The sequence below is a fragment of the Aquitalea sp. LB_tupeE genome (assembly GCF_013391415.1).
GTDB lineage: Bacteria > Pseudomonadota > Gammaproteobacteria > Burkholderiales > Chromobacteriaceae > Aquitalea.
The window spans coordinates 19783-45162 of record NZ_JACAXB010000031.1; the positions used below are offsets into that span (position 1 = coordinate 19783).

23 protein-coding genes and 1 pseudogene are annotated in these 25380 nt (G+C 49.5%); 16 read left to right on the plus strand and 8 right to left on the minus strand.

Going from position 1 to position 25380, the window contains the following annotated elements; all coding sequences use genetic code 11:
* Window positions 1-5: 5 nt before the first annotated feature.
* The 8 genes from xrtB (at window position 6) to HWX34_RS16035 (ending at window position 8201) form a co-directional block, all read left to right on the plus strand.
* Entirely contained in the window at window positions 6-875 is an 870-nt protein-coding gene (gene xrtB, locus HWX34_RS16000) for an exosortase B (protein WP_178973178.1), read from the plus strand.
* Window positions 868-1560 carry an exosortase-associated protein EpsI, B-type gene (gene epsI, locus HWX34_RS16005; protein ID WP_178973179.1) on the plus strand — a complete coding sequence of 231 codons (693 nt, stop codon included), beginning with the start codon at window positions 868-870 and terminating at the stop codon, window positions 1558-1560. The genes xrtB and epsI overlap by 8 nt, the downstream gene beginning before the upstream one ends.
* 23 nt (window positions 1561-1583) lie before the next feature.
* A complete protein-coding gene (locus tag HWX34_RS16010) occupies window positions 1584-2843 on the plus strand; it encodes a hypothetical protein (protein WP_178973180.1) in 1260 nt (419 codons plus the stop codon).
* A gap of 35 nt (window positions 2844-2878) precedes the next feature.
* Window positions 2879-4006 carry a glycosyltransferase family 4 protein gene (locus HWX34_RS16015; RefSeq protein WP_178973181.1) on the plus strand — a complete coding sequence of 376 codons (1128 nt, stop codon included), beginning with the start codon at window positions 2879-2881 and terminating at the stop codon, window positions 4004-4006.
* Window positions 3990-5024 (plus strand): glycoside hydrolase family 5 protein, encoded by a 1035-nt coding sequence (locus tag HWX34_RS16020; protein WP_178973182.1) that lies wholly within the window; start codon window positions 3990-3992, stop codon window positions 5022-5024. The genes HWX34_RS16015 and HWX34_RS16020 overlap by 17 nt, the downstream gene beginning before the upstream one ends.
* Window positions 5025-5054: 30 nt before the next feature.
* Window positions 5055-5813 (plus strand): WecB/TagA/CpsF family glycosyltransferase, encoded by a 759-nt coding sequence (locus HWX34_RS16025; RefSeq protein ID WP_178973183.1) that lies wholly within the window; start codon window positions 5055-5057, stop codon window positions 5811-5813.
* Between the two features lie 141 nt (window positions 5814-5954).
* Entirely contained in the window at window positions 5955-7019 is a 1065-nt protein-coding gene (locus HWX34_RS16030) for an acyltransferase (RefSeq protein WP_178973184.1), read from the plus strand.
* Window positions 7020-7028: 9 nt separating this feature from the next.
* Window positions 7029-8201 (plus strand): hypothetical protein, encoded by a 1173-nt coding sequence (locus HWX34_RS16035; protein WP_178973185.1) that lies wholly within the window; start codon window positions 7029-7031, stop codon window positions 8199-8201.
* 113 nt (window positions 8202-8314) lie between these two features.
* On the opposite strand, the gene HWX34_RS16040 is transcribed toward HWX34_RS16035, so the two are convergent.
* The gene (locus HWX34_RS16040) at window positions 8315-8836 is read right to left on the minus strand and encodes an FxDxF family PEP-CTERM protein (protein WP_178973186.1); all 522 of its coding nucleotides are present in this window, start codon (window positions 8834-8836) and stop codon (window positions 8315-8317) included.
* A 920-nt stretch (window positions 8837-9756) separates the two neighbouring features.
* On the opposite strand from HWX34_RS16040, the gene HWX34_RS16045 reads away from it, so the two are divergent.
* Window positions 9757-10869, plus strand: coding sequence for a glycosyltransferase (locus HWX34_RS16045; protein ID WP_178973187.1), 1113 nt, complete (start codon window positions 9757-9759; stop codon window positions 10867-10869).
* A 27-nt stretch (window positions 10870-10896) separates the two neighbouring features.
* On the plus strand, window positions 10897-12363 hold the full coding sequence (locus tag HWX34_RS16050; protein ID WP_178973188.1) for an oligosaccharide flippase family protein: 1467 nt from the start codon (window positions 10897-10899) through the stop codon (window positions 12361-12363).
* A 107-nt stretch (window positions 12364-12470) separates the two neighbouring features.
* Here the strand turns inward: HWX34_RS16050 and HWX34_RS16055 are convergent.
* From HWX34_RS16055 to HWX34_RS16075, 5 genes and pseudogenes are all read right to left on the minus strand, one after another.
* A pseudogene (locus HWX34_RS16055) lies at window positions 12471-13383 on the minus strand (IS5 family transposase).
* 92 nt (window positions 13384-13475) lie between these two features.
* A complete protein-coding gene (locus HWX34_RS16060; RefSeq protein ID WP_178973189.1) occupies window positions 13476-14603 on the minus strand; it encodes an acyltransferase in 1128 nt (375 codons plus the stop codon).
* 123 nt (window positions 14604-14726) lie between these two features.
* A complete protein-coding gene (locus HWX34_RS16065) occupies window positions 14727-15416 on the minus strand; it encodes a glycosyltransferase family 32 protein (RefSeq protein WP_178973190.1) in 690 nt (229 codons plus the stop codon).
* Between the two features lie 190 nt (window positions 15417-15606).
* Window positions 15607-16200, minus strand: coding sequence for a phosphatase PAP2 family protein (locus HWX34_RS16070; protein WP_178973191.1), 594 nt, complete (start codon window positions 16198-16200; stop codon window positions 15607-15609).
* A 466-nt stretch (window positions 16201-16666) separates the two neighbouring features.
* Window positions 16667-18154 (minus strand): hypothetical protein, encoded by a 1488-nt coding sequence (locus HWX34_RS16075; RefSeq protein ID WP_178973192.1) that lies wholly within the window; start codon window positions 18152-18154, stop codon window positions 16667-16669.
* Between the two features lie 431 nt (window positions 18155-18585).
* On the opposite strand from HWX34_RS16075, the gene HWX34_RS16080 reads away from it, so the two are divergent.
* Both HWX34_RS16080 and HWX34_RS16085 read left to right on the plus strand, forming a co-directional pair.
* The gene (locus tag HWX34_RS16080) at window positions 18586-18930 is read left to right on the plus strand and encodes a cytochrome b562 (protein WP_178973193.1); all 345 of its coding nucleotides are present in this window, start codon (window positions 18586-18588) and stop codon (window positions 18928-18930) included.
* Between the two features lie 14 nt (window positions 18931-18944).
* A complete protein-coding gene (locus tag HWX34_RS16085) occupies window positions 18945-19508 on the plus strand; it encodes a cytochrome b (protein ID WP_218645220.1) in 564 nt (187 codons plus the stop codon).
* A 160-nt stretch (window positions 19509-19668) separates the two neighbouring features.
* Here the strand turns inward: HWX34_RS16085 and HWX34_RS16090 are convergent, their stop codons facing one another.
* On the minus strand, window positions 19669-21012 hold the full coding sequence (locus HWX34_RS16090; protein WP_178973194.1) for a sigma-54-dependent Fis family transcriptional regulator: 1344 nt from the start codon (window positions 21010-21012) through the stop codon (window positions 19669-19671).
* 175 nt (window positions 21013-21187) lie between these two features.
* Between HWX34_RS16090 and cydP the strand changes: the two genes are divergently transcribed.
* From cydP to cydX, 4 genes are all read left to right on the plus strand, one after another.
* Window positions 21188-21379 (plus strand): cytochrome oxidase putative small subunit CydP, encoded by a 192-nt coding sequence (cydP, locus tag HWX34_RS16095; RefSeq protein WP_178973195.1) that lies wholly within the window; start codon window positions 21188-21190, stop codon window positions 21377-21379.
* On the plus strand, window positions 21369-22919 hold the full coding sequence (locus HWX34_RS16100) for a cytochrome ubiquinol oxidase subunit I (protein WP_178973196.1): 1551 nt from the start codon (window positions 21369-21371) through the stop codon (window positions 22917-22919). Before cydP ends, HWX34_RS16100 begins: the two co-directional genes overlap by 11 nt.
* A gap of 78 nt (window positions 22920-22997) precedes the next feature.
* Window positions 22998-24137, plus strand: coding sequence for a cytochrome d ubiquinol oxidase subunit II (gene cydB, locus HWX34_RS16105; protein ID WP_178973197.1), 1140 nt, complete (start codon window positions 22998-23000; stop codon window positions 24135-24137).
* Between the two features lie 12 nt (window positions 24138-24149).
* Window positions 24150-24251 (plus strand): cytochrome bd-I oxidase subunit CydX, encoded by a 102-nt coding sequence (gene cydX, locus HWX34_RS16110; protein WP_131361055.1) that lies wholly within the window; start codon window positions 24150-24152, stop codon window positions 24249-24251.
* Window positions 24252-24346: 95 nt separating this feature from the next.
* Here cydX and HWX34_RS16115 read toward each other — a convergent pair whose 3' ends face one another.
* Window positions 24347-25252 carry a LysR family transcriptional regulator gene (locus HWX34_RS16115; protein ID WP_178973198.1) on the minus strand — a complete coding sequence of 302 codons (906 nt, stop codon included), beginning with the start codon at window positions 25250-25252 and terminating at the stop codon, window positions 24347-24349.
* Window positions 25253-25380 lie beyond the last annotated feature (128 nt).

Consider the following 25380-nt stretch of genomic DNA (forward strand, 5'->3'; position numbering starts at 1 on the left):
GTTGCATGGAAAACAGATTGAAATCAGTATTGCGCACAGTGTGGAATAATCCATCGCTGATTTTAGTGCTATCTGGTTTTGTGTTGTTGATGGTGCCTGTGTACTGGAATCTGGCCAATACGGTGTGGTGGCGAGATGAACAAGGTCATGGGCCTGTCATCTGCCTGGTGGCATGGTATCTGGTATGGAAAAATATTCCGCAACTTGTAGTGGAGCGAAGTCGTTCCGCTACGGTTACAGGAATGTTTTTCTTTCTGATTTCATTGATTTTTTATTTTGTAGGTCATTCTCAAGCAATTGATACCCTTGAGGTTTTCTCTCTGGTTCTGCTGCTGGCAGCTTTGACTTTGATGATGTCTGGTTGGCGAAGCTTGCGGAAACTGGCTTTCCCATTAATTTTCATGTTGTTCATGGTTCCCTTGCCTGGAATTCTGGTACAGGCGGTGACGCTACCCATGAAAATATTGGTTTCCCAGGTGGCTGGCGGAATTCTGAGTTTGGCAGCTTACCCGATAGCACGTTCCGGTGTGGTGCTTTCCGTCGGGCAGTATCAAATACTGGTTGCCGACGCATGCGCCGGGCTGAATACCCTGTTCACGTTGGAATCTATTGGCATTCTGTATATGTACCTGAATCCGATTGGTAGCCGGCTGCGCAATGTTTTACTAGGTTTTGCAATTGTTCCGATTGCATTCCTGGCAAATGTTATCCGTGTAATTGTTTTGATCCTGATTACGTATCATCTTGGTGATGCCGCTGGACAAGGTTTCATGCATCAATTTGCAGGGTTGTTATTATTTGGTTTTGCCTTGCTTTTGTTGTTTGTGATGGATGGACTGCTATCCAGAATATTCCCGGCGGGTACTCATGCCTAAAAATCAATTATCCGGTTTGATGGCATTGGTATTGTTCGGTTTGATGAGTGCAGCATTCATCTTGTCTATTGTTTACCAGCCCGATCAATACTTGGCGAAAACGCAGCCTCCTATAAAACTGGAAGCGGATGTCCCCTCCCGTTTTGGTGAGTGGCGGGTTGACCCTGATATCACACCAGTCCTGCCCGATCCTGTGGTGTTAAAGAAACTGGCCAGTATCTACTCTCAGGTTCTGGCCAAAACCTATATCGATAAGGCTGGTAGGCGTGTGATGCTTTCCATTGCGTATGGTCAGGATCAGCGTGATGACTCCAGCCAGGTCCATCGGCCGGAATTCTGTTATGCCGCGCAGGGCTTCGCCTTGCAACGCCAACCTGAGTCATTGCTTGCTATCGGACAGGGACAGTTGCTGATGCACCGGCTGACAGCCGATCGTATCAGTCGCCATGAGAATATTGCTTATTGGGTGGTGATGTCGGGCAAGCAAATATCACCGGGATGGCAGCGAAAATGGACACAGATGCAATATGGTTTGCAGGGAAAAATTCCGGATGGGGTATTGATGCGGGTTTCAACAGTTGATGTGGAAAATGATACTGCGGCTGATCAGATATTGGCCAGTTTCACTTCCCAGTTGTATCAGGCCATAGCGTCAGACAAGCGGGAACGATATTTCGGTATCTGAACACAACAGAAAGAATAATGCAGATGCAATCAAGCAATTCTTCACTCCCGTTGTCTGGGTTTAATGTGGCAGATGCTGCACAGCTATTGAAGGAGAGGCGGCAAATACTGTTCATCATGGTGGCCAGTTGTGTTTATCATTTGCTAGCCTGCTTTATTCATACTCATGGTTTTCAGATCAAAACCATTCATATCGGTTTGCTTGAGCTTATGATTTATCTGGCCTGCTTGCCGTTGTTCTTCCGTTTTATCCCGCTTGGTGCTCTTGGCTTATTTCTGGTGGCATTGGTTTTTCTGTCATTTGCCGGGCTATTTTGGGGTGGGATTGATTTCAAATCGATACGGGATTTGATTATTCCGGTTCTGTTTGTCACGGTGGGGCGGAATGTCAAGGATAAAGGCTGGATAGATAGAGCGCTTTGGGTGTTGATTGGTATCGTATTAGCAGTCGGTGTGTTTGAATGGCTGTTTCTTAGCAGCTATACCAATTTTTTTAATGTATTTTCCTATTACGCCAGCACAGGCTCTATCAGTGAAAGCTCTGCCATGTATACGGGGCAGAAGCTACAGCTGAATGGTTTTCGCCCTGCAGGGATTGGCCGTACCATTTTGCCGATGGTGTTTGGCAATCACCGGATTTCTTCGGTATTTCTGGAGCCAGTATCGCTTGGTAACTTTGCCGTTATCATTGCTGCCTGGGGGATGAGCAAACCCTGGCTGGAAAAGAAAAAGATGTTTGCCTTTCTGGCAGCCAGCGCAATGATGATTGCACTAGCGGATTCGCGTTTTGGCATGATGATGATTTTATTTCTGCTGCTGATCCGTTTTTTCCCTGTCAGCCTGGATAAGCTTTTTATTGTTTTTCCCTTTATTTGTTTGTTAGTCATTTGTGTAATGGCGGCAGCTTTCCCACATGTGACAGGGGACAATTTTTCCTCCCGCCTGATACATTCCGGTCTGTCGCTGTTGCAATTTGACCTGCCCATGTTGTTTGGCTTGACTGGCCCGGCAATCAATTTTGGCGATATGGGTTATGCCTATGTTTTATCAAGGTTTGGCTTGTTATTAGCCAGCCTGTTGTGGTTTTCCATCTGGCTGTTGCCTGTCCACACGGATACAGGGCGGCGTTTCCGGGTGTGTTTGTGTGTTTATTCCTGCCTGATTTTGACAGTTAGCGGTACCTCCTTATTTGCATTAAAAACAGCCGGTCTCGCCTGGCTTTTGCTTGGCAGTGTGGTGGATGCTCGTCATGTTCAAGCCGCAAGCCGCAGCATGAACAGTTGATTTCGCTACAGAACAATTTTGAGTGTATTTATTCCATGTCTAATAAAAATCTGAACATTGTCCATATTGTGCGTCAGTACTATCCATCCATGGGTGGGATGGAAGATGTTGTCAGAAATATTGCTTTTCATCAAAAAAACACCGGTAATCACAATCCGCGTATTGTTACGCTGGATCGTTTGTTCCGTGGCGATTCAGGACGACTGGAAACGAGCGGGGAACTGGATGGTATTAAAATAAGCAGAATCCCGTACCGGGGGTCAGACCGCTACCCGATAGCATGCTCGGTGCTCAGCCAGTTGGATGCTGCTGATGTTGTACATGTACATGGCGTTGATTTCTTTTTTGATTATCTGGCGCTGACACGGTTTTTGCATAAAAAGCCGTTGTTGTTATCTACACACGGTGGCTTTTTCCATACGCAGTTTGCCAGCCGACTAAAAAAAATATACTTCAACTCCATCACGCGCTGTTCGGTCAGAGCTTATGATGCCATTATTGGTACCAGCGAAAATGATGGCCAGATATTTTCCCGGATTACACCTCCAGATCGCCTGCATGTCATCGAGAATGGCGTGAATGTAGAGAAATACGCTGGCCGTGCAGCAGGGCAGGTGTGCAAGACCATGATTTATTTTGGTCGCTGGTCTGCCAATAAAGGCCTTGAGCCGACTCTTGCACTCTTTGCCCGCTTGCTGAAGCAAGATCCGGAATGGAAATTGATTATTGCTGGTCGAGAATACGATTACACACAGCAGCAGTTACAGCAAAAAGCCATTGATTTTGCTGTGGCAGAGCAGGTCAGCATTATTGCCAATCCCTCTGATGGGGCTCTTGCCGAAGCCATTGGCCGTGCCAGTTATTTTATCTGTCTGTCGGAGCATGAGGGTTTCGGCATGGCTCCGATTGAAGCCATGAGTGCAGGCCTGCTACCTATCTTGTCCGGCATTCCTCCCTTCAAGCGTCTGGAGCGTGAGTCCGGCATGGTGTTGATGTGTACACAGGATAGTCAGCAAGATAGCCAGGCCATTCTCAAGACCCATGCGCACCATGCCCAGAACTATGCCGCACAGCGTGCAGCACTGATGCAATTCTCGGTACGTTATGGCTGGCAATCGGCTGCACAGAGATACCAGTCTATCTACGATGCTGTTATTCGTTGATGAGGGCAATTTCATGTTGAGATTTTTATCTGCTGTTTTGCTGTCATTGATGATTTCGCCTGTATTTGCGGATTGTTCGTCGTCGAATCTTAAGGGCGTGAACCTGTCCGGGGCTGAGTACAATAGCAGTAAGGTCCCAGGAATATTGTTCAAGGAATATGTCTATCCGGCCGAGCAGGATCTGGCTTATTTTGCTAATGCGGGAGCAACAGCTATCCGATTGCCGGTACTGTGGGAACGAATGCAGCCGGAGCTGAATAGCCCGTTGAACCAACAGGAAATGAAGCATATCCAGCAGGTGGTGGAGACGGCTAGAAAATATGGCCTATGTATTGTGCTGGATGTACATAATTATGGTAGTTACCGCGGGAGTGCTATTGGAACAGAGCAAATACCGGTAACTGCATTTGTCGACTTTTGGCGCAGAACGGCTGCCTATTTCAAAGACGATAAATATGTGGCGTTTGGTTTGATGAACGAGCCACATGTTGTACCGGTAGATCAGTGGGCACTGATTGCCAACCGCGTACTGCAAACCCTAAGAACTGCCGGGGTTAGTAATCTGGTATTGGTGCCTGGAGGGCGCTGGAGTGGCGTACATGACTGGTTTGCCGGTAGCGGCGGTGCAGTGAATGCGCTTGCCTTGGCGAATATTCGCGACCCACTAGGCCGGATGGTACTGGAGGTACACCAATATGCCGATGCCGATTCGTCCGGCACACATTCGACTTGTGTGGAACCTGAGCGTTTAAAGAAGGTATTTGCAAGCCTGACGCAATGGGCGCGAGAACACCGGCAAAAACTGTTTCTTGGTGAATTTGGTGTTGCTGCTAATGAGGATTGCCTGACTGATTTGCGTGTCATGCTGGATGGCGTTAAAGACAAGTCAGTATGGCAAGGCTGGGCTTACTGGACAGCAGGCAGATGGATAGGCAGTAATTATCCGTTTAGCGTACAGCCGCAGTCCGGTATCGATACTGTACAGATGACTGTGCTCCGCAAATATCTTGGTGATTGATGCAGTACCAGTATAGAAGATTAATAAAGTATGAATACAGCAGACTTGAAAGCACAGCAATGGTTTTGTCAGAGGCTGGCGGGCTTTGATATCTATTCACCCACTCCGCAACAAGCAGTCAGCTTTATTGAGCAGCGCATGCACGCTGATGCAGGCCGGCCGCAAAATGTATTTTTTGCCAATGCCAATTCCGTTGTCAAATGCACAGATATAAAGCAAGCACTGGCTGACGACCGTGTGTTGCTGCTGAATGATGGTGTGGCGCTGAATATTGCCTGCCGCATGTTGGGGAAGCCGGTATTTCCACATAATCTGAATGGTACCGATTTCCTGCCGTATTTCCTGTCCCATGCCAGTAAGCCGTACAGGATTTTCCTGCTGGGTGCCGAACCCGGCATTGCAGAACAGGCCGGTCAGAAAATTGAATCAATGGGTATGCATGATGTTGTTGGCTGCTGTGATGGATTTTCCGGCATGGCAGACCAGGATGCATTAATCCAGCGTATCAATAGCCTGCAGGTAGATGTATTGCTGGTGGCAATGGGTAATCCTCGCCAGGAGCAATGGATACTTGATAACCGGGAAAAACTGCAAGTACGGGTGGTATTTGCTGTAGGTGCGTTGCTGGATTTCATGGCTGGGAAAGTGAAGCGAGCCCCCGTGTGGGTAAGGAACTTGCGCGGTGAGTGGTTATTTCGTTTATGCCAGGAGCCGAAGAGGTTGCTGCGTCGATATTCGCTGGAAATAATTTTTTTCCTTTATAAGTGTTATAAGCAAAAAAATATTTAGCAATTGAATAGCTGGTAAGCATTAATTGTTAGTCGTACATATTCGAACTTGCTGAGCTTTGTATTTTAATACTTACATTATTAATTTGACAGCTTGTAGTATTGGCTGGTTGTAATCTTATCAAGTGTTTGGGGTAAACCAATGTCGTATTTATTTCTGAAAACTAGTTCAGATCATGGTGTTGCTCCGCTAAATGGTATTCGAGCGATTGCTTGCATTTTTGTGGTGATTACTCATCTTGCTCTTTCATTTCCAGTGCTTTCTATTTTAATATCTTTACCGTTTAGTGAGTTCGGGGTTGGCGTTTTTTTTACACTCAGCGGCTTTTTAATGTCTCATCTGTATTTTTCACGGCATTGGAATCGAAAGAATGTTGTCTCCTATACGATTGCACGTTTCTCCCGGATTGCTCCTGCATACTGGTTGATCGTTTTCTTTAGTTATGTGCTTTCCAATACGATACTTCCAGATTTCGTATATTCAATGGATGCGCATAATTTGCTAAGACATATTTTCTTTGGCGGATCAGTCAGTGTTTTCTGGTCTATCTCACCTGAAGTTCAATATTATGTTTTTTTTGTTTTCTTCTGGTTTGCTTTTTCAGCATTTTTGAGCGGAAGATTTGTTTTCATGATTTTATTTGTCTTGGTTTCAATTGTCATGATTTGTTTCAGGGTGGTTTCCCCTGGACTTCTTCTTTCTTCAAAATTGCATCTTTTTCTTGTTGGTTCTTGTTTTGGTGCGTTTAATCTAAAGCCAGAATTGTTGAAAAAGTACAAATTATTGATTGGAATCTTGCAAGCAACGTGTATTCCTTTGGTTTTTTTGTATGTATACCATAGTGGTGTGAATTACTTGATGTTTTATAATAGGCTTGACTTTGCATTTCTGATTGGATTAAGCATTTTCTTGATTTCACATTCAACCCGTACGTCAGAGGCTATCTTTTCCGGTCGTATTTTGAAAGTGATTGGTGCGGCTAGTTTTAGTATTTATCTCTTGCATGATGTTGTGATTTATTTCTTTTTAAAAATTGTAGCTAATAGTAATACAGTTACCATGTTTGCTATCTGTGCTATTCTCTGCATTGTGCTGCCGGTTATTTTTTCTATCTATATAGAAATGCCACTGTGCAGGTTAGTGAAGTCCAGGTTGTCGAAATATGCGGTTCCGTTTTTCGCAAAAAATGCGACTGTTTCCGGTTGAGGTGATTCGGTGAATAATCATTCCGTGTTTGGCTGTGCTGCATTTGCAAGCCTTGTTTTTATATCTACACCGGTTTTGGCTGATGTTGGGAATTCTTCCAATAATGCTGTTCCTGACACGCCCTATGTTTTTTCACCTTATGTTAAAGACGTATGGGATAGTAATTTACAGCGTGCCGAGTCCGCACAGTCCGATCAGATAAAGAGTGTTGGAGTAACTGCTGGCTATGCTAACAAATTCAGCCAGCAGAATTTATCGGTACAGGGGAGTGCGGAGCGTCAGTTTTATACGCACCGGGATGATCTGAATCATACGGATTTGCACAGCAATGCCAATTGGAATGGTATTTATGGTGACGGAAAAATTTATACTCAGTTGTCCGGCCATTACGATCATACCTTGATTGACCAATCCACACTGCCGCAAAAAAACTTTCTCACTGCTTACGGTGGCAAGGCTGCTGCTGGTTATTTGATTGATAAGAATTATTCTTTCGAACTGGCAGCCGGGGTAGATAGCCAGCGTAACAGCATGGAGTCACAAAAGCTGCTGGATTATGATGATGATAATCTGACGGCTAGTTTCAAGTATCAAACTGCTAGAAACTCCTCGGTCAGGCTCTATTTCATTGATGGCCGGCGGGATTACCTAAGGGATGATTCATTAAGCCTAGCTAGCAGGCTGGGTTACGACTATCAGACGCTGGGTGGTGATATTACCTGGCAAATTACCGAAAAATCTGCAGTTTCACTGGGCATGGATCATACCAAGCGCCGTGGTGCCGTATCTCAGGTTAGTGGTGAAGACATCAATGCCGGGTTCAGCTGGCAACCCACTAGCAAGTTGTCTTTTATAGGCAGTTTCTGGATTTCTCATCCGGGCGTGTTTAACGATGACCGCAACCCAAATTACGAACGTGGTATTAGATTGCAGTCTAACTGGCTGATGACCGAGAAGATAACCATGCGTTTGTCTGGTCAGCATACGGCGCGGACATACGACAATTTCTCCAATTCCACCCGTTATGACACACTAAACGAATTTTCGGCTGGCTGGCTGTATGCATTCACCAATAAACTGTCCATGGATACCAGTGTGAGTCGGCAGAACAGAAAATCGAATCTGGATGGCTTTGCATTTGTTGACAGAATGCTATCGTTACAGCTGCAGTACAAATACTAGGTGGAGCCGGTGGGAAAGTGCAAATGTGCTTTCCCCGGTGTTAGGGCAAGCCGGACTTGCAAAAAAACAGGGCCAACGTTGTTGGCCCTGTTTTTTTTGACAGCAAGATTGAATCAGGCAGGCATCATGGCGGCGTTGCCTGCTTTCTTGCGCTTCAGACGCAGCAACAAAGCACCCAGGCCCAAGCCCATCATGGCAATGGATTCGGGTTCGGGTACTGCGGCAACATAAATGTTCTGGGTGAGTGTGCCGTTAAACGGTGTGTAGCTGTCACCACTGAAGTTCAAGGAATAGTTACCTTTGGTCAGCAGCAGCTTGCTGAAATCGATTTGTGAAAAGAAAGTAGTTGCACCGTTAGCAAAGCTGACAGTCTTGGTGGCCAGGACGGCATTATTGCTAAGTGCTACCAGGCTGACGGTAACATCTTTGAGGTAGCTGTCGTCGAACAGCGGGCTGCCTATCAAGGTGCTAACGGCAGAAACTTTGCTCGTATTGTTGATACTGAAGCTGGTGCTGTTCGAAAAACTGCTGCTGTTGCTGATGTCGGTCGAAAAGCTGAGTGCTGCATTTGCATTGCCCGCAGCCAGTCCCATAGCCAGGAGCGTGCTTGCCAGCGCGATTTTCAGTGTGGCCATAATGTTTCCTTGGTTGTGTGCTTACCATCCGCAAATGCGGCTGACTGCTTGATTGCTGTCATGGTTAAACTGCATGTATGGATGTTCCCGTGACGCCTCTAGGGTGCCAAGCCGTAATTTAGCGGAGATGGTCTTGCTTGTCTTGTAAGGAAATGTTTATAACCACTGCGATGATTGGAGCATTTTTTATATTTAGAAACAACGGCTTGCCAAAGAGTCTGCGATTTGTTGCTTAATACTTTTAAACAGTTGTAAAGCGCAACAAGTATGGTAGCGCATGGTATGAAGAAGTGGGTGCATACACAAGTAGTGGTAATAGAAAATAGCTAAGAACAATAGATGACTTGTAAGAAATGGTAAAAAAGTATGTTTAATTGTGGTGTTTTTATCAATAAGTTGTTGTTGGTTCGCCGTTTTCTTTGTTTGAAAATAGCATTTGACGATGCTGCCTTGCCATTGTTTGATCTTATTGATGAATCATTGGCATGATAAATTTGCTGATAGCAATTTTTTGTTGCAATGCAACTGTTTTGCAACACAATGACATTTCTGGGCCTTTGTTGACTGTGTGATTGCTTGCGCTTTACATGGCTAGATATGCTGCCGACTGTGAGCATGTAGTGGAGGCTTGTTTGAAATTCTTATCATTTCTTGGTGAGTTTTATAAAAAATTCTTATAAATGTCTGGAGTTAATTTTACGAAGGTTGGCTTTTCTGTTTTCCTTTAATTTTAAATGGTCAATATCACTTGACCATACTATTCCATGTCCTGACTTACTGTTAAAATTGGTAGTTATTTCTTGGGTTTAATGAACAGGCTGTGCTATTTATCATCAGCGTTATGAATAGCCATTTGTTGCTGAGAACTCCTGCAGTGCAAGTACTTTCCCCAAAATTTGCCAGACTCTTGAATGAAAACCATGCCATCTTCTTCCTTCTTGATGATTTCTCGTCACGATTATCGTTCCAAACGCAAAGCAAATGTCCATTTTATTGCCGAAGAAATGGCAAAGTTAGGACCCACACGGTTTTTTTCCAGTTCATTCAGTCATCTGGCCAAGCTGAAAAAAGATCAGCGCCTGGTTTTGTGGAATCGCGCAAATCAGGTTGAAAATATCGACGGTGTCGATTGTTATTTATGGAAAACACTGCTGCATCCGGTGCGTAGTTCACCGTTGTTAGAGCCGGCCATGAATCTGTTTTTCAAGCTTTACCTGGCATCCGCGCCAGAGATTTTCAAACAGTGGGTGTGTGAGTCATCGGTAATCATTTTAGAATCTGGTGGCCCGGAAATATTTTTTCCACTTATCAAAAAACTGAATCCATCCGTCAAAGTCATTTATATCTGTTCCGACCCTTTGTGGGCTATCAATACGCCGGCTTTTGCTGTACGTGCATTACAGCGTGATTATCCATCATATGATGGAATTCGTATCCCTTCCAGAATACTCAAATCGGAATTCCCGTTGTCGGACAAGGTTCATTTTATTCCACATGGTATTGAAAAGCAGGCACTGGCAACGGACAAAGGTTCTCCGTATAAGGCGGGAAAAAATATTGTTTCCGTCGGTAACATGTTGTTTGACCCCGGTTTTTTCCAGATAGCTGCGCCTGCCTTCCCTGATGTGCAGTTTCATATTATTGGTGGTGGGCCACGTGCTGAAGCCTTAAGCGAATTTCCCAATGTGACTGTTTACGGTGAGATGCCGTTTGCGGATACATTACCCTATATCAAGTATGCCGATGCAGGTGTTGCGCCTTATCAGGCGGATATGGTTGCTCCGTATTTAACAGATACTTCAATGAAGCTCATGCAATATGGTTTTTATGGCTTGCCAGCAATCTGTCCTACCGTTGTCGAAGGAGGTAAGTCCCTACGTTTTGGTTATGAACCAGACGATGCTGCTTCAATTAAAAATGCTGTTTCTAATGGATTGTCAGCTAAGCATGTTGGTGATGAAAATATCCTGACGTGGAGTGAAGTACTGTTGCGGATTCTAAATCCAGATGAATTTTCTGACACTGCACTTTAATTTATTAAACTTCTCTGGATCGGATTGATGGAACTTGCCGTAAAAGCTGCAAATAGTGGTATGTGGAACACTATTGAGTCTGTTGGTGTTCAGCTTATTTCATTTTGTATATTTATTGTTATGGCACATTATGTCAGTCCGCATGACTTTGGCTTAATAACACTTTCATTTTTGGTTGTTCTTAGCCTTCAAAGTGTTCTGGTTTACAATGTAACAATTGTTGCAATGAGACTACCAAAGCATAATGACCTGGTGTATACAACAACATTTTGGCTGTCCATGTTAATCAGTCTCGGTGCTGCTGCTGTGGTTTATTTCTCTGCGCCACTGATTGCGTTGATTTTGAACGCGCCTGGATTGATTGCTGTATTAAGACCCATGTGTTTTGTTCTTTTTTTTATGGGACTTTCACGCACCCATGAGGCTTGGCTGACTCGCAATTTTCTTACAAAATCCATGGCTTTACGTGGAATTTCCGGTTCTATTGTTGGTGGTATTGTCGGTTTGGTGTTTGCTGTGCGAGGTTTTGGTGTTTATTCACTAGTGGCACAACAACTTGTGGGTTCTTTTGTCTCGTTATCGTTGCTTTGGTTAGTTACTCCGTGGAAGCCGAGTTTCCAATTTTGCCGTTCGACAGCTAGCGATATTGTAAAGACCCTATGTAGAATGGCACCGAATACTATTTTGTATTCAATTACTACAAACTGTGATGTGGTTCTTGTCTCCTGGTTTTACGGGGCGCCTGTTGCTGGCTATTTTAGTGTTGCAAAACGAATACGGCTCGCAGTGCAGCTTGCCCTTGCTGATCCGCTGAAGCCTGTAACTTTCTCAGTTCTTGCTGAAACTCAGGAGGATGAGGCTAGATTTAAGCAGGCTATTGTCAAGGTTGTTCGTATTCTTGCAATGATTTCCCTACCTGTTTATGCGGGTGTTTCCTTGTATTCTAATCAGCTAATACACTTGGCATTTGGTGCCAAGTGGGAGTCGTCTGCTTCTGCTCTTTCGTGGTTATCTCTTGGTGGGATGGCTATTACATTGTCTTTGTTTTGTGATAATGTTTTTGTTGTAAAACAAAGACCACTGTGGAGTTTTTATATCTCTCTGCTTAATGTGCTATTTATAGTTGCATTTTCTTATATGATTTATGAGTACAAGTTACCGATTCACTTTGCAGCAGCATTCGCATTGCCTTATCTTTTAACATTCCCAATTTATCTGTTTTTGTTGGCGCGTTTGTCTAGAGTTGATTATTTGATTGTTTTATTTGCGCTGGTTCCAGCTGGATTTTCAGCTTCAATAATGTACTTGGCAGGTTCGCTTGGGTCACCTTTCTTCGGAGGTTTCAGTCCCTTTGTTCAGCTGTTAATTTCTGTTGTTCTTTGTGTTTTTGTATATATGGTTTCGCTGTTTTTTGTCGCGCGTAATGATCTGAATGAGTCTTTCGGTATTGTTAAGGCTATGATGCGTAAAATTTCACCAAACTATTCAGACTGAATGGGCTTTTTGTCCGGTAGAATGAAGGCATGAGCACGCTCTTACTCTCAAGTGGCCTTGTTGTAGAAATTAGCTGAAAGCCGAGCTATCTCAATCCTCAGGCGGCATTATCCCATGAGGACAGTTTTCGGCGTGCCCAAGGTTGTAAAGAGCTAAAGAACACTGCACGGATTTGAAACTCCGCGACCTGCCGGTCGAAGTCCCGTGACTTAACCCGGTCTGGAAGTATTTTGAAGTAGTGAATCTTCGTTCGACCAAGCTGTGACGATGGTAGCCACTCCACTTTTTTTGAGCGTGCGCCTAGATATTTCACCGAGCGTAGTGACTCATTGCAAGTCTGATTGTTCAGTGAACTCCCATTCCAGAATCGGCCGTTTCGCCGTGGTGGAATGATGTTCGCAGCCCCACGCGCTGCTATCGCTGTGTGTCGCAGACGTGTGTCATGCGCCCCAACCGTCTTCACTGCCGCCAGTTCTTGTACCTCTGGAATCTGGGACAGCAACTCCGACAACATCATGGCGCATCATCGGTACGATTATCGGTAACTTCGATTGCCTGGATTTCGAGCGTTTGCGCATCAATTCACCGGTATAGCTTGCGCCACTGGTGGCGCTAATCAGAGCCATGCTTTTCCACTTTCCACTCGCCTTTGCTCATTATCTTGACTCTCGAGCTGTCCACCAGCAGATGTAGGCAACTTTTTTTGTACCGGAATGCGCATTTGCAGGTCCTTCTGACAGCGGGAAATTGTGCTTAAGTTGGGGATGGTCTAGTCAAGTCCTGCTTTGCGCAAGATGCTCACAATCATGCCCGTGGTCTGGTGTAGCACCAGGCCGAATGGGCAATTGATGGTGAGACAGAACTGGATTGCAGCATCTGCGAAAGTTGGCTGTCGCTCCGTTTTGCCGGTGGTCGCAGCCTGCAGCTCGTCCTTATGTCGGGCCAGTGAAAGAGTTGTCCTTGTTGCTTCTAGGTCTGCCACTTGTTGGTTTGGTAGTTGGATGGAAGGGACTTGCTCAAGCTGTCATTCTACCGGACAGGCGAAAGCCCTGATTTGTGGAACAAAGCCCGTTCAATGTAAAAGTGTTGAATTTATATTGTAATTGTAAACTTCATACTGCATCTTCTTTCAAAAGTTTAGTCGTATATGTATTTAATTTATTAAGATATATGTTTTCAACTTTTTTGAATAGTAGTGAAATCACAACGTAAATAAGAAGCGAAATGAATGAAATTACTAGGTAAAATTTATCACTCAATCCATTTTGGTGAGCGTAAAGTATTCCAGCGCAAGTAAATGAGGCTATAATTGGAAATTGTATAATGTAAATTGGAAATGATATTTTCCCTAAGAATTGGGATAGTGTGGACTTGAAGAAGTGTAGTAATGTGTTGCTTGAGTAGCAAAGAAATGTAAACGCAATAGCCCATAAAACATTTAGTTGCTCAAAGTCTGCTATGCCACTGAAATGTAGTACGTGTCCATGCAGCTCTATCCCTCCTTTTAAACTTCTTGCATAGGATATGAATATTGCCAACACTATGAATGACACTGTAAAGATCCAATTTTTTTTGCTTTTTTTGAGATGTTCAAAATAGTTATTTTGCCTTAAATTTCCAAAGAAAAAACCGGCTATAAATAAAGATAGGTACGGAGCTGAAATCCAAAAGAATATTATTTGAGTTATTATTATTTTAAAATTATATTTTGTGTGTGGTAGTATGAATATGTTAAGGAAGATAATAATAGAACCAAGCATTTCAACTGACATTGTCCACAGGAATGGATTGTATGAATTTTCTGTCCTGTGATTAAAGTATACATCTGCAAGAGAGTATTTGGCAAAGTTAATAAAGCTGGGGTCGAAATTTAAGAATGATCCTAGCCAGTCCTCTCTTTGTACAATTCTACTGGCCTGAATATTGTATGTTAAATGAACTGTCATTAGTAGGTAGGTTAAAAGGCAGGATATTAGGATCGGGAAGGTAAGGCGCAGGTAGCGGGAAAGTAGTATTCTTACTGTTCCATTTGGTTTCGAAGTTGAAAAAAATGATATTGACAACGCATCGCCGGATAAAATAAAGAATATTAGAACCATGAGATGGCCATCGAATATAAAATTAAACCAGGCACTATGAAAAATTGGGAAAATAATTCCCAATGTCTCCTGGAATAAGTGAAACGCGACGACCAGCAAGGCTGCCCATCCGCGAATGCCATCTATTTCTTTATGTCGCATAGTTAATATGTATTTAATGTGCAAACACGTAAAATGTGCAACTTTCTTTTTTGTTGATAAAATATTTACTATCGAAAGGTGTCATTACTACCATGCTATTTTTGAGTATGGTGTGTTTCTTACTTAAACTATTGAGGATATAAGCCGCCTGGCCCGACATTTTAGCTGAGAAAAAAATGGTTTGTTTCTCCAGCCACCCCAGCAGAGGTGACCTCCTATTGTTTTATCTGTTTTATGGAAACTGGTTTTTAAGTATTTAAAGTCAGGATAAATCGAGCTTTGCTGATATGGTTTGATTTGTTGATTATATTGATTGTTATTCTTAAGGTAGATGCTTAGTGCGTGTGGGCCTGCAATGAAGAGAATGTTCTTTTCTCCATTTTGCAGTCGTTCGAATGCACTTTTGACAAATGGTAACCATAAATGAAATCCTTTTTCGGATGCCATAAATGCGTTGCCATATTTTGTTGTATTAAGTCCTTTGTCAAATTCTTCTTCAATCCCCAGGATGCAATTTTCTGCAAGAAAATCGTTATCTATTGGTTTGAAGAATTTATAGTCTGTGTCGCAATAAATTCCGCCAAACTCATGAAGGTATAGGCAGCGCGCGATATCAGCCCTGATAACACCGTGCCATGCATTTTGGTAAGCTTGGAGGTATTGAGGGAAATGCTTATTTACCAAATTCAGATTTTCTTCATCGGACCATAACTTGAATTCGAAATCTGGCATTATTTTTTTTGACCTGCTTGTTAGTTTCCTTTCTTCCCAAGTAAATTCTTTCGATGTTTGGTGAATAATTTTAGGAATCATTTTTGTTCCATAATCACGTTTATAGAATTAGTTTTGTTAGAGTTAAGTTGCACCGAAAATTTTCTATTTATGTGTTTAAAAAGACAATGTCATTTTGAATTTGTGCTTAAATATATGCTAGGTTATTGCACACTTTACTTATTTTCTATCTTGTATTTTTGTTTTGTCAACTTTTATCAAAATTGTATTGCTAATAAGAACCCCTTGTGTATGGGATGTCATGGCTGGACAAAATTAATGCCAGTCTGGTTATTAAGTCCTGCCCCGGAGCCTTGTTGCCAAATTGCAGGTTAAACACGATAAGTGCAAGGCCTAGTAAGTACCACGCCGCCTTCGGGCTATAGCGCTCCGCTGTTTTGCTGGCAAACCAGCTGCTGGCCAGCAAACCACAGGCAAAACCCAGTACCACTTCTGATAAGGAATGGGCATGGACTTCCAGCCGTGAGTAGCCAATAGCTGCGCCGCCCAGCCAGCCGATAGCCAGTGCCATGGTGCTGTAGCGGGGTAGCCAGGCGCGGCTGAGCAGGAATAGCAGTACCGGCAGGGTGGCGGTGGCCAGCATGGTGTGGCCGCTGATGCCGGTAAAGTCGAAATCGCGGCTGCCTATGCCCCAGCCAATGAAGGCGATTTTGCTGATGGCGACCAGCAGCCCGGCGCTGCCGAAGGCCAGTAGCCAGCGCAGGCTGCTGGAGAAGTGCTTCTGGGCAGCCAGCCAGACGGCAATGGTGACGGCCAACGGCAGCATGACGGCGAGGTCGCCCAGGTTGGTGAATCTGTTCCACATGCGGGTGGGTACTCCTTGGTTTTGTAGCCCGCCGGGCTTGCTGTGCTGGCAGGCGCTGGCGGGCGGCTCATTATACGGCAGGGCCTGATGGGTGGATGGCGTGATTGGAGATTGCCCGGCGGGGAAAGTTCGGCCCTGTTGCAAGCCTGCTAGCAGGGGAGACGCGCTTCCATCGAGGGCGCTGCGTGTTGGTGGCTATCCGCTGCGTGCCTGCTGGTGACTGGTGGTTTGCTGCTGTGGGCTGCTTAAGTCTGTGCGGCGAACAGGCTTGTCGTGTTGCCGGGCCAAGCTGCGCCGCCAGATGCCGTACAGGGCGTACGGCGAGCAGCTTTTGCTGGCGGACTTTGCGCCTGGTGCGGCTAACAAAATAGTGTCGCGTCGCTTAGACAAGGCGCGCTGGCGCAGGCGGTATATATAGGTAAGGCAAGGAAGCGTAACCCCGCAGCTGGGTTGCTGTAAGTGGCTGTTAGCTTGCCAACTGGTATTCCATGGCCTGATACAGGCCGGTATTCATGTGCATGCGTGTCACTTTCACCCGGTGTTCACCCCGCTGGTCGCGCAGGCGGAATTCCTTGCCGCGCAGCAAGGAGTGTCCGGGGATGATGAGCAGGTCGGCATTGTTATCGCCATCGGCAGCAGGCAGGCGCAACGCTGGTTGATAGCTGACGTGCTGACCGGCTGCCAGCGGGATGACATCGACTGCTTCCGGGTCGCTGCCTATCAGTTCGGCTCCGCAGGAAACTTCGTTGGCATGTTCGGACACCGCAGTCCAGCGCACGGTATATAGCGATGGAGTGCGGAGTGCCTGCTTGTCGGCAATCAGCAGCAGTTCGCCGATTTTCAGTGATTGGTAGCCCGGATCGCCGCGTAGCAGCAAGCCGCTTTCGCTCTTGTTGATGGCCTGGAAAATGGAAATCTGGGAAGGGGGCGTGCGGTCGCGCCGCCTGGTTTGCATGTCCGGGCGGGTGGCTCCGCCACCCAGTATCTGGCGGATGGAGCGCATTTGCGCGATCAGTGCCATGGATTGCATCACGGCCTTTCGCTGGTGACGACGACGGCGTGGCGATTGCCAAGTTTCCATCAGCCGTTGCGCAACGATGACCGACAAGGCATCGCAGCCGGGAATGCTGCCGTGACCGGTGTGTGCCTTGAGTGCATCAATCGCGGCACTCAGGTCGCAGGACAGGCAGTGTTCGTGTTGCGGTAGTGCGTCTGTGTCCAGCAGGCGTTGCGGCGGGGCACCACGGGTCAGGTCCAGCAAGTACTGCTGCCCGGCACTGGCTGTGTCAGCTGCAGGCAATGCTTGCAGGGTGATTTTGTCTGCCAGGCGTTCGGTCCATAGCAGGGCCGCTTCGATTTCACCCGGGCTCAGGTTCTTGCCATCGGCAATGCCCATCAGCTGGAGCTGGTGGTAGCTGTGCAGGATGTTCTGGCCATCGGGTAGCTGATGCTGCAACCAGTTGTGCTGGCTGGCGTTGTAGTACAGGTAGTGGGTAGCCAGCCAGAAGCTGCCATTCAATTCCACATGACAACGCAGGGCGAAGCAGGCATAGCGGCGTGCCACGCATAGTGCCAGTGTCAGTTGTTGCAGGGCGCGTCTGCGCCAGGTCAGCAGCGGACGGCTGCTCAGTGTGCTGCGCAGGTCTTGCAGCAGCGGTTCCAGCAGGTGCTGCAAAACCTTGCTGCCCATGCGAGCCAGGCGCAGGGTAGGGTGGTTGCAGGCATTTTCACTGAACTGGATTTCCAGTTCGTGCAGCCAGCGGCAAACGTGATCGAACAGCTGCTGTTGCAGGTCCAGCCGTTGCGCGGGGTGTGACACGTTCTGGCAGATAAAGCCGTGAATCTCGATCAGTTGTTCGCCACTGCCACGCAGATTGCCTCTTGGTAGCCGCTCCAGCCAGCTGTTGACTGTTTTCTGGTTTTTATTGTGACCGAGAGCAGAGTTCAGAAGCATGTGGGTTCAATCCATTGTTGCTGTGTGAAAGCGGCTTGCGCACCGGCAGGGTGGCTGACGGTGGTGCGCGCGGAATGCTGCGGCAGATGCTGATGCTATGCGATAGGCAAGGTAGCGTGCCCGGCGGGTTTGACAGCAGGCACTTGTGGTGCAGGCCATCTGTTGGTGAAACTGCATGATTCTAATGAATACGTCATGAATGAACGATACGCATATTCACCTATGCTAGGTTTGCGCTGCAAGCGCATCAGGGTGCGCCCACGCTTTGCAGCCAGGTTGCCTGGGACTTGCTGCCTGATGGCAGGTGTCGGTTTGACGTGATTTTTGGCTATCGCGCTGCTTTAAGTTTGCGTTAAGCACTGCCTTTTAAGATGGGTCCATCCATCCAGAAGGGGTAAGTAATGTCTCGTTTCATGCAAAAAACCTGTGCCGTGCTGTCCATTGCCTTGTTGTCTTTCTCTCTGGCGTCTGCTGCACAAGCCGGTGAAGTGAAGAAACTGATGAAAGACATGAAAGTGGCCATGCAGCAGGCAATGGCCAGCAAATCCATGCCTGAGTTTTCCCAGAATTTTTCCCGTTTGCAGAACGATGCCAAGCTGGCCGGCGAGCAGACCTGGCGAGCTGATCCTGCCTTGTACAAGGAAGGTATGCAGAAACTGCAATTTCAGTTTGCTGCGGTTGATACGCAAATTAAGGCGAATAATCTGGCGGGAGCCAAATCCGCTTTGAGTGATGCCAATCCGATCAAGAAAAAATACCATAACTATCTGAATTAAAAAGGAGAATGTCGATGGAAATGTCCGGAGAACTATCCGCTTCCGCAGGCCTTGCCGTGAACACGGCCAAGCGCTACCCCTTGCTGATTATCCTGGCGCACTGGCTGATTGCGGCTGGGATTGCTGCCAATCTGGTCAGCGGCTGGCTGCTGGATGATGCGACCGAGCTGCTGGACCTGCATCGTTCCATCGGCGTGCTGGTGCTGGCATTTTCAGCCTTGCGCCTGTTTTGCCGCTTTGCCTACCGGAGCAAGATACCGGCTTCGGTGAATGCTCCTGCCAGCTTGCAGTACCGGGTGGAGAAACTGGTACACACCTTGCTGTATGCCGGTATGGTGCTGGTGCCCTTGCTGGGCTGGTTGAAAACCAATGCGGCCGGCCATGTGCTGGTGCTGTTTGATACGGTGGAGCTGCCAGTGCTGCTGGAGAAAAATCGCGCGCTGTCGTCCTTGTTTGGCGAGGCACACTCGATAAGCGCTTATCTGCTGGCCATGCTGATTGGCCTGCATATTGCCGGTGGTGTAGCGCATTTCATGATGGAAAAACGCAATGTAATCAAAAGGATGCTGCCATTTTGATTTGGGCATGCCAGGCTGCTGGCTGCTGCTGATGGTCTGGCTGCTTGTTGTGCCGGGCAGCTGTGTCTCGCGCTACTGAACCGTGTGCTGCTTCGGCCTGCTGGAACAAAGATTGCTTGAGACTGCTTCACCAAGGTTGCATTCTCTTTGCCCCCGCCTGTCAGGTGGGGGTTTTCTTTTCCAGCGCTGCCAACTGGCGGTATAGCGTGCGTTCGGTCACTTGCAGGCGGGCCGCCAGTTCCTTGCGGCCCAGCTGGCTGTGGCTGACCGCCCATTGCAGATAGCGTGCCTGCACTTCAGCCAGCGGCAGCAGGTCGCACTGGAAGGGCTGCATCGGTGCCGGTGCCGCGGGCAAGGGCATGTTGTCGCTTTGCAGGCCGGACGGTGCACTCAGGTGCTCGCGGCTGATCTGCTCGCCATCGCTCAGCAGGCTGGCGCGTTCCAGCAGGTTGCGCAGTTCGCGGATATTGCCGGGGAAGGTTTGCTCTACCAGCCATTGCCGGGCCGCGCTGTCCAGTTGCAGCTGGCGGCCCGGCGCCACACGCTCCAGCAGGGCGGCGGCCAGCAGCGGAATGTCCTCGCGCCGCTCGCGCAGCGGCGGCAGGCGGATGGGAAACACGGCCAGCCGGTAGTAAAGGTCGGCGCGGAAGCTCCCTGCGGCTACCATATGCGCCAGATCGCGATGGGTGGCGGCAATCAGGCGGAAATTGGCGGGAATGCTGTGGATGCCCCCCACCCGGCGGAAGCTGCCACTTTCCAGCAAACGCAGTAATTTCACCTGCTGCGACAAGGGCAAGTCGCCGATTTCATCCAGAAACAGCGTGCCGCCGTCGGCCGCTTCCACCAGACCCTGCTTGCGCTGCTGTGCACCGGTAAACGCACCTTTCTCATAACCGAACAATTCACTTTCCAGCAGGGTCTCGGTCAGGCTGGCGCAGTCCACCGCAATAAAAGGGCGTTTGGCATCGCCGCCACTATTGTGGATGGCACGGGCCAGGCCTTCCTTGCCGGTGCCGGATTCGCCAATCAGTAACACCGCCGCGTGCGATGGCGCTGCCCGTTGGGCCAATAGCAGCATGCTGCGAAATGCCGGGCTGCGTCCCACCATCTTGTCCGGCACCGGCTGGCTGCTGGCTTGCGGCAGGTGCTGCATTTTCTCGATGAACAAATGGCGGTGGCCGCTGATGTCGGCCAGCGGCATCAGTTCCACATCCACATGCTCTTCACCATGCGCGGTGCGATGAATGTGCAGCACCCGTTCCGGCTGGCCGCTGTTCAGTGTCATTTGCAGCGGGCAGGATTCGCCTTCTTCATTGCATGGCCGCTGATAGCCATGGGATGCCGCATGACAACGCTGGCCGACTACCTGGCCATACAGGGCTTGATATGCCGGGTTGGCATGCAGGATTTCAAACTGTTCAGTGATGACGATGCGAGGCTCGTCCAGTTCATCCAGCATGCGGCTGATGGTGTCCAGGCTGGCTTCTGCGGCGAGTGGTGACATGGTGACGTTAATGACATGACGAAAATGTCATGTTAGCCCGGAAAATGCCGTCAATACAGCGAATTTTCACCCTTTGGCCGCTGGCATGGCACTTGCAATCAGTACTGCCATGCAGGGTGGGCCTTGCCAGAGTGGCTGGTGTGGCTCTGTTTACCCTGATAACGGGAATCAGCCCATGAACAAGACATCAAGCAAGCTGAGCCGTGAGCTGGCCTGGATCATCGGTATCAAGGTCGTGCTGCTGCTGATTATCTGGAAGGCATTCATCGCGCCTTACCGTGTCACGGTGGATGCCGATGCAGTCGCCGGCAAGGTGCTTAATCCGGCAGCGGGCAGCCAACAACTGGAGAAAAACAATGCTAGATAATGTCGTCGATTTATCGCGACTGCAGTTCGCCGTGACGGCGCTTTACCACTTTCTGTTTGTGCCGCTCACCATCGGCATGGTGTGGATGCTGGTCATCATGGAGGCGGTATGGGTGATGACCGGCAAGCAGGTGTATCAGGACATGACCCGTTTCTGGGGCAAGCTGTTTGGCATCAACTTTGCGCTGGGGGTGACCACCGGCATCACCATGGAATTCCAGTTCGGTACCAACTGGGCGTATTACTCGCACTATGTGGGGGACATCTTTGGCGCACCGCTGGCGATTGAAGGCCTGATGGCCTTCTTTCTGGAATCCACCATGATAGGCTTGTTCTTTTTTGGCTGGAACCGCCTGTCGCGCAAGCAGCATTTGCTGGTGACCATCCTGATGGCCATCGGTACCAATCTGTCGGCGCTGTGGATCCTGATTGCCAATGGCTGGATGCAGAACCCGGTGGGCGCGGAATTCAGCTACCAGACCATGCGCATGGAAATGACCGACTTTGCCGCGCTGCTGTTCAACCCGGATGCCCAGGCCAAGTTCGTGCATACCGTCAGTGCCGGTTATGTCACCGGGGCCATGTTCGTGCTGTCCATTTCCAGCTGGTATCTGCTGCGCGGGCGCAATGTGGAGTTTGCCCGCAAGAGCTTCCGCATTGCCGCAGCTTTTGGCTTTGCCAGTATCTGTTCGGTCATCGTGCTGGGTGATGAGTCGGGCTACACGGTGGGCGAGGCGCAACAGACCAAGCTGGCCGCCATCGAGGCCATGTGGCATACCGAACCGGCCCCGGCGTCGTTCAACCTGCTGGCCTGGCCGAATGAAAAGCGCATGGAAAACGACTGGCAGCTGAGTATTCCCTGGGTGATGGGCTTGATTGGCACCCGCTCGGTCGGCAAGCAGATTCCCGGCATCCACGAAATCATGGCGCAAAACCGGCTGCGCATTCAGTCCGGCATGCTGGCGGTGCAGGCGCTGGAAAGCCTGCGGCGTGATCGTAACGACAGTGCGGCAAGCAAGGTGCTGGAGGCACACAAGCAGGATCTGGGCTTTGGCCTGTTGCTGAAGAAATACACCGCCGATGTGGCCACCGCCACGCCGCAGATGATAGACGCCGCCGCGCGCGACACCATTCCGCGGGTAGCGCCGATGTTCTGGTCCTTCCGCCTGATGGTGGGCATGGGCATGGCCATGTTGCTGCTGTTCGGCTGGTCGTTCTGGGCTTCGCTCAAGGGCGATTTCCAGCACCGTCCGCGCCTGCTGAAGCTGGCCTTGTGCTGCTTGCCACTGCCGTGGCTGTCCTGCGAGCTGGGCTGGGTGGTGGCGGAATACGGCCGCCAGCCGTGGACCATCTACGGCGTGCTGCCCACCCGGCTGTCGGTATCCACGCTGTCGGTGGAGTCGCTGTACGGTTCGCTGGCCGGTTTTGTCGGTTTCTACACCGTGCTGCTGGTGGTGGAGATGATGCTGATGGTGCGTTTTGCCCGTCAGGGGCCGGGTAGCCTGGGTACGGGTCGCTACGACCATGAAACCGCTCACTGATATCGGCTGACAACACATCTGCTGCGCTATTGCGGCAGGGTTGTTGTGCTGCTTCGTGCACAGCACAAAGGAATAATCATGCTGGATTATGCAAGTCTGAAGGTGATCTGGTGGCTGCTGGTTGGCGTTTTGCTGGTCGGTTTTGCCATCATGGATGGTCACGATATGGGGGTGGGCACGCTGCTGCCCTTTGTCGGCAAGGACGATACCGAACGGCGGGTGGTGATCAACACCGTCGGCCCGCACTGGGACGGCAACCAGGTATGGTTCATCACTGGTGGCGGGGCCATTTTTGCCGCCTGGCCGCTGGTGTATGCCACGGCGTTCTCCGGGTTTTACTGGGCCATGCTGCTGGTGTTGTGGGCGCTGTTTTTCCGCCCTGTAGGCTTTGACTACCGCAGCAAGATAGACAACCCGACCTGGCGTTCGGTATGGGACTGGGGCTTGTTTGTCGGCGGGACGGTGCCGCCGCTGATCTTTGGCGTGGCCTTTGGCAATTTGCTGCAAGGTGTGCCCTTTCACTTCGACAACAATCTGTTGTCCACCTACGACGGCAGCTTCTGGGGCTTGCTCAACCCGTTTGCCTTGCTGTGCGGCGTGGTGTCCAGTGCCATGATCAGCTTTCACGGCGGGGTGTATCTGGCCCACCTTACCGAAGGGGAGATCCAGCAGCGTGCGCAGCGCTGGGTGCGGGTGACGGGGCTGGTCTGGCTGGCCGGTTTCACCCTGGCCGGCATCTGGCTGGCGCTGGGGATTGACGGCTATGTCATCAGCTCGGCCGTACAAGCCAATGAGCTGCCGGACCCGCTGGCCAAAACTGTCAGCCGTGTGGCCGGGGCCTGGCTGGGCAATTACCAGCGTTGGCCCCTCACCATGCTGCTGCCGGCCACCGGCTATCTGGGCTGTATTGCTGCCATGCTGTTGCTGCGTAATGGCCGAAGTTTTGCTGCCTTCTGGGCCTCAGCCACAGGGTTGGCCGGGGTAATTGGCACGGCAGGCATCAGCATGTTCCCCTTCGTGATGCCATCGTCCAGCCATCCGGCGTCCAGCCTGACGGTGTGGGACAGCGTGTCCAGCCAGCTGACGCTGCAGTTGATGCTGGTGGCTACGCTGATCTTCATGCCCTTGATCATTGTGTACACCCGCTGGGCCTACAAGGTGATGGGCGGCAAGGTGACCGCCGCTTATGTGCGGGAAAACAATCACAGCGCGTATTGAGAGGAGAGCAGGATGTGGTACTTCGCTTGGGTATTGGGTATCGGTTTTGCCGTATCACTGGGCATTCTGAATGCCATGTGGGGAGAGTACGAGCAGGATCGCAAACAGCAGTAATAAGAATGGTGTGAGGCAAAGCGGCGCAGCCCGGACGGGTTCCGGCTGCGCCTTTGTCTTGTTGAGTCAGCAGCAGGGTGTGTGCAGCTAAGGATTCAGCAGAAAAACCCCGCCTGACTGAAGTGTTGCAACAAGTGGTCGAATACTGCGCGGATACGGGCGGGTACCGGGCCGCGCTGTGGCCGGTATAAATAGAGCTGCCAGGGCGTGGGGGCCAGCTGTGGTAATACCGCTTGCAGCTGGCCGCTGGCCATGAGCGGACCGGCCATGAAACCGGCCAGCTGGCCAAAACCGATACCGCCGAGCACCGCCTGGCATTCGGCCCGGGTATCGCTGGCCATGAATACCGGGGCAGGCGGCTGCCACTGTTGTTCATCAGCCAGAAACCACGGCCAGGGTTTGCCGGTATTCGGGTCCAGGCTGACCGTTACCGGCAGCGCTTCCAGTTCGGCCAGCGTGGTGGGGGTGCCACAACGCGCCAGCAAGGCCGGACTGGCCACGATATGAAACGGCACCGGACACACGGCGCGGGCAATCACCCGGCTGTCACGCATGAAACCCACCCGGATGCCGATATCAATCTGCTCGTCCACCGCATTGCTCAACACGTCGGACAGGCGCAAATCCACCCGCAAGCCGGGGTGCAATGGCAGCAGGCTGGCCAGCGCCGGTGTCAGATAGGCATCGCCAATGGCGGCCGGGGCGGTTATCCGCACCAAGCCGCTGATTTCATCAGCCATCTGCGGGCCTTGATGCCGGAACAGTTGGTCCATTTCCCGCACGGTGTGTCTGGCACGCACAGCCAGGCTGGCACCAAAGCCGGTAATGCGGATATGACGGGTATTGCGGTAGAACAGTACTTCGCCCAATAGCTGTTCCAGCTCCTTGATGGCGCGGGTGACTGCCTGTGGCGAGCTGCCCAGTTGCTGTGCTGCTTCCTTGAAGCTGTTGCATTCTGCGGCCACGCAAAAAATGCGCAGCATTTCCAGCCGGTTCAACATGGTTTGGTTCCCGTCGCTGATTTATTCCATTTTTTGAAATTATAAAGTGCGAACAATTTCATTTATTGGTTTTTTCTGCTGTTGGATACTGCTCTGCAAGGCGGACAGGCCCGCCATCACATGGAGCA

What these genes read in the sequence shown, in the direction of transcription:
- HWX34_RS16090 (WP_178973194.1), bottom strand. Translation starts at nt 21,012, where the DNA reads ATGTCACCACTCGCCGCAGAAGCCAGCCTGGACACCATCAGCCGCATG.
- HWX34_RS16040 (WP_178973186.1), bottom strand. Translation starts at nt 8,836, where the DNA reads ATGGCCACACTGAAAATCGCGCTGGCAAGCACGCTCCTGGCTATGGGA.
- HWX34_RS16050 (WP_178973188.1), top strand. Translation starts at nt 10,897, where the DNA reads ATGGAACTTGCCGTAAAAGCTGCAAATAGTGGTATGTGGAACACTATT.
- HWX34_RS16115 (WP_178973198.1), bottom strand. Translation starts at nt 25,252, where the DNA reads ATGTTGAACCGGCTGGAAATGCTGCGCATTTTTTGCGTGGCCGCAGAA.
- HWX34_RS16085 (WP_218645220.1), top strand. Translation starts at nt 18,945, where the DNA reads ATGGAAATGTCCGGAGAACTATCCGCTTCCGCAGGCCTTGCCGTGAAC.
- HWX34_RS16075 (WP_178973192.1), bottom strand. Translation starts at nt 18,154, where the DNA reads ATGCTTCTGAACTCTGCTCTCGGTCACAATAAAAACCAGAAAACAGTC.
- HWX34_RS16065 (WP_178973190.1), bottom strand. Translation starts at nt 15,416, where the DNA reads ATGATTCCTAAAATTATTCACCAAACATCGAAAGAATTTACTTGGGAA.
- epsI (WP_178973179.1), top strand. Translation starts at nt 868, where the DNA reads ATGCCTAAAAATCAATTATCCGGTTTGATGGCATTGGTATTGTTCGGT.
- cydB (WP_178973197.1), top strand. Translation starts at nt 22,998, where the DNA reads ATGCTGGATTATGCAAGTCTGAAGGTGATCTGGTGGCTGCTGGTTGGC.
- HWX34_RS16045 (WP_178973187.1), top strand. Translation starts at nt 9,757, where the DNA reads ATGCCATCTTCTTCCTTCTTGATGATTTCTCGTCACGATTATCGTTCC.
- HWX34_RS16060 (WP_178973189.1), bottom strand. Translation starts at nt 14,603, where the DNA reads ATGCGACATAAAGAAATAGATGGCATTCGCGGATGGGCAGCCTTGCTG.
- HWX34_RS16015 (WP_178973181.1), top strand. Translation starts at nt 2,879, where the DNA reads ATGTCTAATAAAAATCTGAACATTGTCCATATTGTGCGTCAGTACTAT.
- HWX34_RS16100 (WP_178973196.1), top strand. Translation starts at nt 21,369, where the DNA reads ATGCTAGATAATGTCGTCGATTTATCGCGACTGCAGTTCGCCGTGACG.
- HWX34_RS16030 (WP_178973184.1), top strand. Translation starts at nt 5,955, where the DNA reads ATGTCGTATTTATTTCTGAAAACTAGTTCAGATCATGGTGTTGCTCCG.
- cydX (WP_131361055.1), top strand. Translation starts at nt 24,150, where the DNA reads ATGTGGTACTTCGCTTGGGTATTGGGTATCGGTTTTGCCGTATCACTG.
- HWX34_RS16025 (WP_178973183.1), top strand. Translation starts at nt 5,055, where the DNA reads ATGAATACAGCAGACTTGAAAGCACAGCAATGGTTTTGTCAGAGGCTG.
- HWX34_RS16010 (WP_178973180.1), top strand. Translation starts at nt 1,584, where the DNA reads ATGCAATCAAGCAATTCTTCACTCCCGTTGTCTGGGTTTAATGTGGCA.
- HWX34_RS16020 (WP_178973182.1), top strand. Translation starts at nt 3,990, where the DNA reads ATGCTGTTATTCGTTGATGAGGGCAATTTCATGTTGAGATTTTTATCT.
- HWX34_RS16070 (WP_178973191.1), bottom strand. Translation starts at nt 16,200, where the DNA reads ATGTGGAACAGATTCACCAACCTGGGCGACCTCGCCGTCATGCTGCCG.
- xrtB (WP_178973178.1), top strand. Translation starts at nt 6, where the DNA reads ATGGAAAACAGATTGAAATCAGTATTGCGCACAGTGTGGAATAATCCA.
- cydP (WP_178973195.1), top strand. Translation starts at nt 21,188, where the DNA reads ATGAACAAGACATCAAGCAAGCTGAGCCGTGAGCTGGCCTGGATCATC.